The organism is Pseudomonas sp. GL-RE-29 (assembly GCF_019947275.1).
Classification (GTDB): domain Bacteria; phylum Pseudomonadota; class Gammaproteobacteria; order Pseudomonadales; family Pseudomonadaceae; genus Aquipseudomonas; species Aquipseudomonas fluorescens_A.
This window is the reverse complement of the sequence record NZ_JAGYGD010000037.1, coordinates 18,958-29,896: the sequence shown is the minus strand read 5'-3', so window position 1 is coordinate 29,896 and position 10,939 is coordinate 18,958. Positions and strand designations below refer to the sequence as shown.

Sequence of the window (10,939 nt, the reverse complement as noted above, 5' to 3'; positions counted from 1 at the left end):
TGACAGAGAGATAGACAACGCGGCGGGCAAAACTGCCCACCGGTGTTTCAGGAAATTTCACGACGGAAAGGAGGCAACGCATTGAGGATCGCTTTGCCATAGCGCTGGGTCACCAGACGCCGATCAAGCAGAGTGATGGTGCCGCGGTCTTCTTCGGTGCGCAGCAGACGACCGCAGGCCTGGACCAGTTTCAGCGAGGCGTCCGGCACCGAGATTTCCATGAACGGATTACCGCCACGGGCCTCGATCCATTCGGCCAGCGCCGCCTCGACCGGATCGTCCGGCACCGAGAACGGTATCTTCGCGATGACCACGTGCTCGCAATAAGCACCGGGCAAGTCGACGCCCTCGGCAAAACTCGCCAGACCGAACAGCACGCTGGAATCCCCGCCATCGACCCGTGCCTTGTGCTTGTTCAGGGTTTCCTGTTTCGACAGGTTGCCTTGAATGAACACTTGCTTGCGCCAGTCGCGATCCAGACCGTCGAACACGTCCTGCATCTGTTTACGCGAAGAGAACAGCACCAACGTGCCGCGCGAGCCTTCGACCAGGTCCGGCAGATCGCGGATGATCGCGGCGGTGTGCGCGGCTGCATCGCGGGGATCGGCGTTGAGGTTCGGCACCCGCAGCACGCCGGCGTCGGCGTGATGGAACGGGCTCGGGACCACGGCGGTCACGGCTTTCTTCGGCAGGCCGGCACGCATGCGGAAACGGTCGAAGGTGCCGAGGGCAGTCAAGGTTGCCGAGGTGACGAGCGCACCGTAGGCCACGTTCCACAGATTGCGCCGGAGCATTTCGGCCGCGAGGATCGGGCTGGCGTTGACCTCGATGTCGAACAGCGAGCCGCTTTCGGCCAGGGTCAGCCACCGCGCCATCGGCGGGTTGTCTTCCGGGTCTTCAGCGGTGAACGCGACCCACAGCTCCCAGTTGCCCGAAGAGCGGGACAACAGGCTGCCGAACAACGGGTACCACTCTTCGGCCTGATTACTGGCGATGCCAATGTTGACCTCGCCGTCCATGCCTTCCTTGAGCAATTCAGTAAGACGCGTGAACAAGTCGGTCAGGCGGGCGAAGCCTTTTTTCAGTTCAATGCCCATCTCGCGCATGTGCTCGGGAATTACCCCGCCGACGAAACGGTGACGCGGTCGCTCGCGACCTTCAACGTCTTCGCCGGGTTTGAAATCGGCGGCCTGCTCGCAAGCGGTGAACATGAATTGTTGCTGGGTCTTGATCTCCCGCGCCAGCTCCGGCACTTGCTCGATCAACTTGCCCAGATCGCCCGGCAACGGGTGTTGGGCGAGCAATTTGGTAAGGTTCTTGGCGGTGGTTTCCAGCCAGTCGGCGGTGGAACGCAGCCGCGTGTAATGGGCGAAGTGGCCGATGGCCTTGTCCGGCAGGTGATGGCCTTCGTCGAACACGTAGATGGTGTCGCGCGGATCGGGCAGCACCGCGCCGCCGCCCAACGCCAGGTCGGCCAGGACCATGTCGTGGTTGGTGACGATCACGTCGACCTTGCCCATGCCTTCACGGGCCTTGTAGAAGGCGCACTGGCCAAAGTTCGGGCAATGACGGTTGGTGCACTGGCTGTGATCGGTGGTCAGGCGCGCCCAGTCGGCGTCTTCGAGCGCGGTGGACCAACTGTCGCGGTCGCCGTCCCATTTATTGCCGGCGAGCTTTTCGATCATGCTGGTGAACAGTTTCTGGCTGGCCTCATCGACTTCGATCTTGAAGCCTTCTTCCTCGAACAACTGCGCCGTGGCGGTTTGTGCGTGACCTTCCTGGAGCAACATGTCGAGCTTGGACAGGCACATGTAGCGCCCGCGGCCCTTGGCCAGGGCGAAACTGAAATTCAGCCCGCTGTTGCGCATCAGGTCGGGCAAGTCCTTGTAGACGATCTGCTCTTGCAGGGCGACGGTGGCCGTGGCGATCACCAGGCGTTTGCCAGCGGCTTTCGCCGTCGGGATCGCCGCGAGGCTGTAGGCCACGGTCTTGCCGGTACCGGTGCCGGCTTCCACCGCGACAATCGCGGGGTCGCCACTGCGCCGGCCTTCGTCGTCGGTGTCGATGTCACCGAGGACCTTGGCAATTTCGGCGATCATCAGACGTTGGCCGTAGCGCGGCTTGAGGCTCTTGGCTTCGAGAAAACGCGAATAGGCGCCCTGGATCGTGGTTTTGAGTTCGGTGCTGATCATGGATTGTCGGGCGCAAAAAACGCTGGATAAATTTTCAGTGGTTCGGTTCGGCGGCTATCATACCCCGCTAATTAATCCCGCGCAGAACGGAGTACCCGAATGACCGCTTTTAGCCTCGTTTATAGCTTGCATGTCCTCGCCGCACTGGTGTGGGTGGGCGGCATGTTTTTCGCCTGGATGGTCTTGCGCCCCGCGGCGATAAAGGCGCTGGAAGGCCCTGCCCGGTTAAAGCTGTGGGTAGAAGTGTTTCAAGGTTTTTTTCGCTGGGTCTGGGTGGCGGTGCTGCTGTTGCCGATCAGCGGAGTCGGCATGATCCATCTGCAATACGCCGGGTTTGAAACCGCGCCGCGTTATGTGCAGGTGATGATGGGGTTGTATGTGGTGATGACTGCGTTGTTCATCCGGATCCAGGCGCTGATGTTGCCGGAGCTGCGCACGGCGGTAACGGCCGAGGATTGGCCAGCGGGAGCTGCGGTGCTGGGAAGGATTCGTCGGTTGGTGGGGATTAATTTGATTGTGGGATTGGTGCTGGTGGCGATTGCGGCGGCACGACCAATATTTTGAAGTGACACTGCCCTTGTGGCGAGGGAGCTTGCTCCCGCTGGACTGCGCAGCAGGCCCATCTTTTGGGGCCGCTTCGCGACCCAGCGGGAGCAAGCTCCCTCGCCACAGGTTGTTGATTGTTTTTACAACCGCTGTACTGTCACAGAGCCCGCCGCTCCGGCAACTCCCGGTTGCCCGTCGACACCCGGTTTGCCGCTCTTGCCGCCGTCGGCCTTGTAGACCAGACAGCCCTTGGCTTTGCCACCCGCCCCCGGCTTGCCGCCCGGACCAGCCACGCCACCGGCACCGCCGGCTACCTGAACCTTGATTTGGTCTGCCGGGAAATCGTGTGGCACGGTCAATCGCACCAACGCGCCCGGCGCGCCTGGTTGTCCGTCACTGCCATCGCTGCCATCGGCACCGCGACCCGCCTGGCCCCAGGCGCAACCTGGTGCCTGGCCGTTGGCCCCGTCGAGGCCGACAAACCCCGGCGCACCTGCACCACCGCGAGCGTCCACCATCAATTGCGGTGCCTTCAGCGTCTTGATCTGCAAATTCAGATTTCGCCCGGCACGGGCAGCCTTCTGGTACGTGCCTGGCGCACCTCGCGCGGTGATCTGGCTGCCCTCGGACAAGTCCGCACGACTGACCTTCAGCTCCAGCGGCTGCTCGCTGGGCACAATGGCGATCCGCGCATCACGGCCCAGGTGCAGTTCGCTGACAGTGACTTCGGTCACGTTGGAGGGGATCAGCAGCGTGCCGTAATCGGCCACTTCCAGGCGTTCCAGCTGCAACGTGCTGGCGGTGTTGGGCAAGCGCATCAGCGAGTTGGTTTCAACGCTGACCACTTGGGCGCAGGCCAATGGGCTGATAAGTGCAGCGAGCAGACAGAGTTTACGCATGGGAAGCCTTAGATGCGGTCGGAGCCGGAATGGTTTGCAGGTGGAAAACGCCGAAAACGAGGACTTTCAAGCGATCTAGCCAAGGGTGGGCGCGGCCCCTGAGGCTGCGGTAGCAGAACACTGCCTCCAACAGATGAAGACCCGCCAGCAGGCCGCCTGCCAGATTGACCAGCAGGTGCAGCGGATGGATGAAAGGCATGAGCTGATTGACCAGCACCACCAACCAGAACACCAGGGTCAACAGCCTCCCCAGCCCCCATATCACCTTCATACGCGCCCCCGATGAGAATTATTCTTTGGGCGCACAGTAACGGCTTCCGCGCGGGATTAGCCAGAGGGCAACCGAAAATTCTTCATGAAGATCGCCGAATGGCCGCCGGATCGATGCAAATATCGACCCGACAGCTCTATTTCGCGGATCAACGATTGATGTGCAATTCCACGCGACGATTTTTCGCCCGCCCTGCATCGGTTTCGTTATCGGCAACCGGCTCACTTTCACCCTTGCCTTCGCTGGTGACTTTGCTCGGCGCAACGTGCTGGCTCAGCAAGTATTCGGCGACGCTGCTGGCACGTCGTTCCGACAGCCCCTGGTTGTAAGCATCCGATCCGACGCTGTCGGTATGACCGACCACCTTGATGCTCACGACGCTGGCGTCCAGCAGTTTGCCCATGACCGCATCCAGTTGACTCTGCATGGCGGGGGTCAACTCGGATTTATTGAAGGCAAACAGCACATCGTCGGCATCGCTCAGGGTGATGACTTCGGCTTGCACGGGTTCAGGTTCCACGCTGGCCGGATATTGCGGCAGCGGGCAACCGTGGTGTTCGACAGGGGTGTTGGCAGGTGTGTCAGGGCAGCGATCACGACGGTCGAATACGCCATCGTCATCTTCATCACCATCCTGGGCATAGCAGATCAAACCACCGGATAAAATACCGAGCGCCGCTCCACCAGCCGCCCAACCGGCACTTTCGATAGCGCCAAGGCCGCCGCCGACCAGTCCGCCGATGAGGCTGCAGATAGGCCAGGTACGTTGATTGAGGGGGGCAGTGCCATCGCTGTGAGTAGCGCAGCCGGTCAACAGGCTGCCAAGCAGCAGAACCGGCAAGACGGTCCGTGTGAGTTTGGTCATGTTGAAAACTCCTGTGTTACCGGCCCATACCGGTCACACAGGAGTAAAGACCCGCATCCGCGACTGCACAAGCCGCGGATGCGAGGGATCTAGCGGTTGATTTTGATTTCCGTGCGACGGTTTTGCGCACGACCATCAGCCGTTGAGTTGTCTGCAACCGGCTGGCTTTCACCCGCACCGGACACCGACACGAAGCTGCTGCGTGGCACACCACTTTCGATCAGATATTCCACCACCGAGTGGGCGCGTTGATCCGACAGTTTCTGGTTGTAGGCATCACTGCCGACGCTGTCGGTGTGACCGGTTACGGTCAACCGGGCACTGGCGGCTTCCTGTTTCAGGCGAGTCGCAATGGTGTTGAGCTTGTCTTTATCGGCAGCTGTGAGCTTGGCCGAGTCGAACTGGAAGTTGACATCGCGGATGACGATGACTTCTTCCTTGACCACTACGGCTTCTTCAACCACTGGAGCAGGTGGAGGGCAACCATCGGCATCGACCCTCACGCCTTTAGGCGTACCCGGGCACTTGTCGCGGCTATCCAGCACGCCATCGCCGTCTTCGTCGCCATCACCGTGAACCCAGCAATAGGCTGCTGCCGTAGCACCGACCACCAGCGCGCCATAGCCTGCCCATGAGGAACTCTCGGTCGCACCGAGACCCGCACCTACGACACCACCGACCGCCGCACAGGTCGGCCAGTCGGTTTTCTGCAAACCTGCACAACCAGTCAACACACTGGTTAGCAGAACCAGGGGTAATGCTGTCCGAACTATGCTCATCTAGTTTTCTCCTGAAGGATCGGCTTAGAACCGATTCACGGAGTAAAGACCGGACTTTTAATCTCCGCCAGCAATAGGCCATTGCAGTTTTATCCGACGTTCACGACTGATCGTCATTTTTACGGTAAACCCGCTCTAGGCTCGAACTGGCGGGCAGGCTAGTCTTGGCAGATCTGATTGAGGATCTTCGATGATTGCAGGTATTTCTTCGCGCACGCCGCAACAGGCGCTCGCCGCTTTGCTGGACCGTTACGCCCCGTCGCGCCTGTTGCTGATCGGCGCCAGCGAATTCCCCGCGCTTGAAGCATTCAAGCTCGCGCACCCGGACAGCAAGGTGGCGCATGCGGCACCCGGGCCATTGCCCGCCGAACTGGCGGCGCGCCGGTTTGACCTGGCGCTGGTGCTCGATTGCCTCGAACATCTGCCCAAGCGCGACGGTCTGAATTTGCTGGGCGGCATTCGCAACCTCAATGCCAGCCGCATCGCGGTGCTGGCAGACCTGCCGGCCAGCGGTTGGCAGGAAACCGATTTTTTCTCCCTGGCCCTGCAAGCCAGCGAACGCTTCCAGCGCGACGAACAAGTGCTGACCCTGTTTACCTATGATCTGCTTGACTACAAACAAGTACCCGATTGGCTCAATTCACGTTTCTGGGCCAATCCGGAAAATTTCGGGAAATACTGGTGGTAACGCAATGAGTACATCCATTTGCCCTTGCGGCAGCGGCACCCTGCTCGACGCCTGCTGCGGTCATTACCATGCAGGCCATCCGGCGCCTTGTGCCGAAGCCTTGATGCGCTCGCGCTACAGCGCCTATGTGCTGGGCCTGATCGATTATCTGGTGGCCACTACCCTGCCCGCACAGCAACCAGGCCTGGATCGGCAATCGATCAGCGACTGGAGCGCGCAAAGCACCTGGCTGGGGCTTGAGGTTGAAAGCTCCGAAGTCCTCGGCGGGCAACCAGAGCACGCCTTCGTGACCTTCACCGCTCGCTGGCACGATGGCAGCGGCGAACACAGTCATCGCGAGCGCTCGTCGTTCGTGCAGAACGCCGGCCATTGGTACTTCATCGACCCGACAGTGCCACTCGACATCGGTCGCAACGACCCCTGCCCTTGCTACAGCGGGCAGAAATTCAAGAAGTGTTGTTCGGGGTATTTCGGTAGTTGAAACAAGATCAAAAGATCGCAGCCTGCGGCAGCTCCTGCATTGGATTGGCGTACACCCTGTTGGAGCTGCCGAAGGCTGCGATCTTTTAACGTCTAGACTGTGGTTCAAGGAGAACCACGACCATGACCACCAGGCGACTCGCACTCTATCTGCTCACCGCGACCCTGTTCCTGGGGCTCGGCGGCTGTGCGTCGTGGTTCAGCAGCGATGAACCTGACCCCGAGGTGCATCTGATCAGGGTGGAAGTGGTGCGGGCCAAGCTGATGGAACAGCGGTTCGTCCTGCACTTTCGCATCGACAACCCCAGTGACAGCGAGCTGACCGTGCGCGGTCTGGAATATCGCATCCATCTGGGCGACATCCTGCTGGCCGAAGGCGAGCACGAACACTGGATTACCGTGGACCCCAAAGGCAGCCGTCACTACAAGGTGCCGATCCGCACCAACCTGTGGTCCAAGGTCAAAGGCTTGGTGAAACAGCTGAAAAACGCTGAGCAGTCCATTCCCTATCGTCTGGAAGGTGAACTGGAAACCGGTTTATTCATCGCCCACTACGTGCACCTGACGCGTAATGGCGTGATAATCCCCGCCGATCTAATTCCGGAGTAACCCCGATGACCCAGCAACCCCATGTCCATGGCCCAGACTGCAACCACGATCACGACCATCATGATCACGACCATGGCCATGTCCACGGCCCGAACTGCGGCCACGCTCACCAGGAACCGGTGCGCAACGCCCTGAAAGACGTTGGTCGCAACGATCCTTGCCCCTGCGGCAACGGCAAGAAATTCAAGAAGTGCCACGGCGCTTGATGCTTCGAGCGAAGATTTTCTTCGTCTGTTGAATCGCCATCGCGAGCAGGCTCACTCCCACACTGGATTTGTGCACGACGCCAGTCCCTGTAGGAGCGAGCCTGCTCGCGAAGAGGCCCGCAAAGTCACCATCAATTCAGAATCTGCGCGGTACTGACAACAGTCGCATACTCCCCATGCAAATTCCCCAACGACATCCCGTGCACCTCCTCGGCTGAGTGCGCATTGCCAAAAAAATCGGCCTTGTCGAAGGTAAAGCACGCATCCTCCGCAACCCACGTATCAAAACCCAGATTGCCCGCCGTTCGCGCCGTGGCCTCCACCGAGTTGTGGGTCGCCACGCCAACGATGATCAACTGCCCAATCCCCGCCTCGCGCAAACGCGCTTCAAGCCCTGTTGCACAAAACGCGTCCGGCACCTGTTTCTGAATCAGTAGCTCGCCTGCCAACGGCTGAAACCGCTCCTGAATCTCCACACCCGATTGCAGCGGCCAGAACACTGAATCTTCCGAGCGCGACAAATGCTGCACGTGGATGACCGGCCGCTCGGTGCGTCGCCAATGTGCCAACAATTCGAGCATGCGCTCCTCGGCCTGAGGGTTATTGCGCCGACCCAGCCTGGGGTGAAGGATGCCTTTTTGTTGATCGATGATGATCAGTGCCGCGTTTGCCTTTAGCTCCATGCCGACGTTTCTCCGGGATGATCAGATTGAAGATCAAAAGATCGCAGCCTTCGGCAGCGCCTACAAGGCGGCAATTACCAGACAAATCCTGAAATAACCTTGCGCCCCGCTTGCGCGGCCACTGCCTGCTCACTAACGTAGCGGCTTTATTGCGTCTCTACCCCCGCAGGAGCTTTGCCATGGCCTCGCCAGCCCTTACTCATTTTCTACCCCGGTTCGGCGTTGCCGCAGCAGTCGCGGGGGTTTTGAGCCTGACCGGTTGCCAGAGCTTCAATACCCAGGACACTGTTCCGCCGTCGATCGGCGTACAGCCGCTCAAGGGCTTGGCGCAAAACGTTTCGGTGCGCCGCAATGCCATGGGCATGCCGCTGATCGAAAGCAGTACCTTCCACGACGCGCTGTTCACCCTCGGCTACGTGCACGCCAGCGACCGCATCACGCAAATGGTCACCCTGCGCTTGCTGGCCCAGGGCCGTTTGGCGGAGATGCAGGGTTCAGACTTGCTGGACGCCGACCGCTACATGCGTGCGGTCAACCTGAAGAAAAGCGCTGGTGAGCTGTACAAGGCTTCGTCGCCGCGCCTCAAGCGCTTCTTCGAAGTCTATGCCCGTGGGGTCAACGCTTACCTGTTCCGCTATCGCGACAAACTGCCGGCCGACCTCGCCGCCACGGGTTACAAGCCTGAATACTGGAAGCCGGAAGATTCGGCGCTGATTTTCTGCCTGCTGAACTTCAGCCAGTCGGCCAACCTGCCCGAAGAAATTTCCTCGCTGGTGCTGGCCCAATCGGTCACCACCGACAAACTGCCATGGCTGACGCCTTCCGCCCCCGACGAAAAACTGCCGTTGGCCGAAAGCGAAAAGCTTCAGGGCATCCAGCTCAACGGGCAAGTCCCGGGTCTGGCGGACATCAGCAAAGCCACCAGCCAGTTGTCTGACCTGAATCTGCTCGGCGCCACGTCATCGAACAACTGGGCCATCGCCCCGCAACGCAGCCGCAGCGGCAAAAGCCTGCTGGCCAGCGACGCCCATGGCCCGATGGGCGTGCCGTCGTTGTTCAGCTACGTGCAGATTCGCGCACCGAAGTATCAGGCGTCCGGCGTGACCATTGCCGGGTTGCCGATGGTGCTCGGCGGGTTCAACGGCAAAGTGGCGTGGAGCATGACCACGGTCATGGGCGACAACCAGGATGTGTTCCTGGAAAAAATCAAACGCCAAGGCAACGGCCTGGCGTACGAAGTCGGCGGCAAATGGCAAGCGGCAACCGTGCGCAACGAAACTTATTTCGTCAAAGGCCAGCGGCCGATTCGCGAAGCGGTGTACGAAACCCGCCACGGCCCGCTGCTCAACAGCGCCCAGGGCCTGGCACAGGGCAGTGGCTACGGTTTGGCCTTGCAGACGCCGAACTTCACCGACGATAAAACCCTTGACGCGTTTTTCGACCTGTCCCGCGCGCAAAACGTCGAGCGGGCCTCGGACGCCAGCCGTGAGATCCGTGCCATCGCCCTGAACCTGGTGTTCGCCGACGCGAGCAATATCGGCTGGCAAGTCACCGGCCGTTTCCCGAACCGCCGCGAAGGCGAAGGCCTGTTGCCCTCGCCAGGTTGGGACGGTCGTTACGACTGGGACGGTTACGCCGACCCGATGCTGCATCCGTACGATCAGGACCCGGCCCAAGGCTGGCTCGGCACGGCCAACCAGCGGGTCATACCTCACGGCTACGGCATGCAGCTGTCCAATTCCTGGTCGGCACCGGAGCGTGGCGAACGCTTGGCGGAACTGGCCAGCGTGGGCAAGCATGACACCCGCAGCGTGATCGCCATGCAGTACGACCAGACCACCACCTTCGCCGCCAAACTGAAAAAAATGTTCGAGGCACCGGGCATGGCCCAGCCGCTGAAACAGGCCATTCAGGCTTTGCCGGGGGCAGATCAAGGCAAGGCTCGCGAGGCGTTGACCCGCTTGATGGCGTTCGACGGCAAACTCAGCCCGAGCTCTGCCGACGCGGCGATCTACGAGCTGTTCCTGCAGGAAAGCACCCAGCAGATCTTCCTCGATGAACTGGGCCCGGAAAGCAGCCCGGCGTGGAAAGCCTTTATCGCCAACGGCAAGTTGTCCTACGCCGCGCAGGCCGATCACTTGCTGGGGCGTGAGGACAGTCCGTTCTGGGATGACACGCGCACCGCGCAGAAAGAAGACAAACCGGCGATCCTCGCCCGCAGCCTCGCCGCAGCGATCAGTGCTGGCGACAGTCAGTTGGGCGGCGACCACAAGGCCTGGCAGTGGGGCAAATTGCACCGCTATGAATGGAAGAACAGCAGTGGCCAGACCGTTCGCGGTCCGCTGGCGGCTGGTGGCGATCACACCACGCTCAACACCGCTGCCTTCGCCTGGGGCCAGGACTTCAACACCACGCTGGCACCTGCCATGCGCTTTATCGTCGACTTCGGCCAGGCCGAACCGTTGATGGGCCAGAACGCCACCGGCCAGTCCGGCAACCCGGCCAGTCCGAACTATCTGAACAGCATCGACGCGTGGCTGAAAGGCCAATACATGAGCCTGCCGATGCAGCCGCAGAACTACGACAAGGTGTACGGCACCAAGCGCTTGACGCTGACACCGGGGAAATAAGGGCAAGATCAAAAGATCGCAGCCTTCGGCAGCTCCTACAGGGGATCGCGTACACCCTGTAGGAGCTGCCGAAGGCTGCGATCTTTTGCCT

At 60.7% G+C, this 10,939-nt stretch carries 12 protein-coding genes; 6 read left to right on the top strand and 6 right to left on the bottom strand.

Features of this window, described 5'->3' with window-relative positions; genetic code table 11:
• Nucleotides 1-47: 47 nt before the first annotated feature.
• Nucleotides 48-2,192, bottom strand: a complete 2,145-nt coding sequence (dinG, locus tag KGB21_RS24530) for an ATP-dependent DNA helicase DinG (protein WP_034146765.1) — start codon at nucleotides 2,190-2,192, stop codon at nucleotides 48-50.
• 99 nt (nucleotides 2,193-2,291) lie between these two features.
• Between dinG and KGB21_RS24525 the strand changes: the two genes are divergently transcribed.
• A complete protein-coding gene (locus KGB21_RS24525) occupies nucleotides 2,292-2,756 on the top strand; it encodes a CopD family protein (protein ID WP_034146766.1) in 465 nt (154 codons plus the stop codon).
• 122 nt (nucleotides 2,757-2,878) lie between these two features.
• Here the strand turns inward: KGB21_RS24525 and KGB21_RS24520 are convergent, their stop codons facing one another.
• From KGB21_RS24520 to KGB21_RS24505, 4 genes are all read right to left on the bottom strand, one after another.
• Nucleotides 2,879-3,637, bottom strand: a complete 759-nt coding sequence (locus KGB21_RS24520; protein WP_034146767.1) for a collagen-like protein — start codon at nucleotides 3,635-3,637, stop codon at nucleotides 2,879-2,881.
• Nucleotides 3,630-3,908, bottom strand: coding sequence for a DUF1145 domain-containing protein (locus KGB21_RS24515; protein ID WP_034146768.1), 279 nt, complete (start codon nucleotides 3,906-3,908; stop codon nucleotides 3,630-3,632). Before KGB21_RS24515 ends, KGB21_RS24520 begins: the two co-directional genes overlap by 8 nt.
• A 148-nt stretch (nucleotides 3,909-4,056) precedes the next feature.
• On the bottom strand, nucleotides 4,057-4,773 hold the full coding sequence (locus KGB21_RS24510) for an OmpA family protein (protein ID WP_034146769.1): 717 nt from the start codon (nucleotides 4,771-4,773) through the stop codon (nucleotides 4,057-4,059).
• 89 nt (nucleotides 4,774-4,862) lie between these two features.
• Nucleotides 4,863-5,552, bottom strand: a complete 690-nt coding sequence (locus KGB21_RS24505; RefSeq protein WP_034146770.1) for an OmpA family protein — start codon at nucleotides 5,550-5,552, stop codon at nucleotides 4,863-4,865.
• Nucleotides 5,553-5,742: 190 nt separating this feature from the next.
• Here KGB21_RS24505 and KGB21_RS24500 point away from each other — a divergent pair, with 190 nt between their 5' ends.
• From KGB21_RS24500 to KGB21_RS24485, 4 genes are all read left to right on the top strand, one after another.
• Entirely contained in the window at nucleotides 5,743-6,240 is a 498-nt protein-coding gene (locus KGB21_RS24500) for a DUF6231 family protein (RefSeq protein ID WP_223506983.1), read from the top strand.
• Between the two features lie 4 nt (nucleotides 6,241-6,244).
• Nucleotides 6,245-6,721 (top strand): YchJ family protein, encoded by a 477-nt coding sequence (locus KGB21_RS24495; RefSeq protein ID WP_223506982.1) that lies wholly within the window; start codon nucleotides 6,245-6,247, stop codon nucleotides 6,719-6,721.
• Between the two features lie 122 nt (nucleotides 6,722-6,843).
• Nucleotides 6,844-7,329: an LEA type 2 family protein gene (locus KGB21_RS24490; RefSeq protein ID WP_223506981.1), complete on the top strand. Its 486-nt coding sequence runs from the start codon at nucleotides 6,844-6,846 to the stop codon at nucleotides 7,327-7,329.
• A 5-nt stretch (nucleotides 7,330-7,334) separates the two neighbouring features.
• On the top strand, nucleotides 7,335-7,535 hold the full coding sequence (locus KGB21_RS24485) for an SEC-C metal-binding domain-containing protein (RefSeq protein WP_034146774.1): 201 nt from the start codon (nucleotides 7,335-7,337) through the stop codon (nucleotides 7,533-7,535).
• 131 nt (nucleotides 7,536-7,666) lie between these two features.
• Here KGB21_RS24485 and KGB21_RS24480 read toward each other — a convergent pair whose 3' ends face one another.
• On the bottom strand, nucleotides 7,667-8,218 hold the full coding sequence (locus KGB21_RS24480) for a cysteine hydrolase family protein (RefSeq protein ID WP_223506980.1): 552 nt from the start codon (nucleotides 8,216-8,218) through the stop codon (nucleotides 7,667-7,669).
• A gap of 179 nt (nucleotides 8,219-8,397) precedes the next feature.
• Here KGB21_RS24480 and KGB21_RS24475 point away from each other — a divergent pair, with 179 nt between their 5' ends.
• Complete coding sequence (locus KGB21_RS24475) at nucleotides 8,398-10,848, top strand: penicillin acylase family protein (protein ID WP_223506979.1); 2,451 nt, start codon at nucleotides 8,398-8,400, stop codon at nucleotides 10,846-10,848.
• The last annotated feature ends 91 nt before the right edge of the window (nucleotides 10,849-10,939 follow it).

Coding starts and splice junctions, on each gene's coding strand:
- KGB21_RS24510 (WP_034146769.1), bottom strand. CDS start 4,773: ATGACCAAACTCACACGGACCGTCTTGCCGGTTCTGCTGCTTGGCAGC.
- KGB21_RS24500 (WP_223506983.1), top strand. CDS start 5,743: ATGATTGCAGGTATTTCTTCGCGCACGCCGCAACAGGCGCTCGCCGCT.
- KGB21_RS24495 (WP_223506982.1), top strand. CDS start 6,245: ATGAGTACATCCATTTGCCCTTGCGGCAGCGGCACCCTGCTCGACGCC.
- KGB21_RS24490 (WP_223506981.1), top strand. CDS start 6,844: ATGACCACCAGGCGACTCGCACTCTATCTGCTCACCGCGACCCTGTTC.
- KGB21_RS24485 (WP_034146774.1), top strand. CDS start 7,335: ATGACCCAGCAACCCCATGTCCATGGCCCAGACTGCAACCACGATCAC.
- KGB21_RS24475 (WP_223506979.1), top strand. CDS start 8,398: ATGGCCTCGCCAGCCCTTACTCATTTTCTACCCCGGTTCGGCGTTGCC.
- KGB21_RS24480 (WP_223506980.1), bottom strand. CDS start 8,218: ATGGAGCTAAAGGCAAACGCGGCACTGATCATCATCGATCAACAAAAA.
- dinG (WP_034146765.1), bottom strand. CDS start 2,192: ATGATCAGCACCGAACTCAAAACCACGATCCAGGGCGCCTATTCGCGT.
- KGB21_RS24525 (WP_034146766.1), top strand. CDS start 2,292: ATGACCGCTTTTAGCCTCGTTTATAGCTTGCATGTCCTCGCCGCACTG.
- KGB21_RS24505 (WP_034146770.1), bottom strand. CDS start 5,552: ATGAGCATAGTTCGGACAGCATTACCCCTGGTTCTGCTAACCAGTGTG.
- KGB21_RS24520 (WP_034146767.1), bottom strand. CDS start 3,637: ATGCGTAAACTCTGTCTGCTCGCTGCACTTATCAGCCCATTGGCCTGC.
- KGB21_RS24515 (WP_034146768.1), bottom strand. CDS start 3,908: ATGAAGGTGATATGGGGGCTGGGGAGGCTGTTGACCCTGGTGTTCTGG.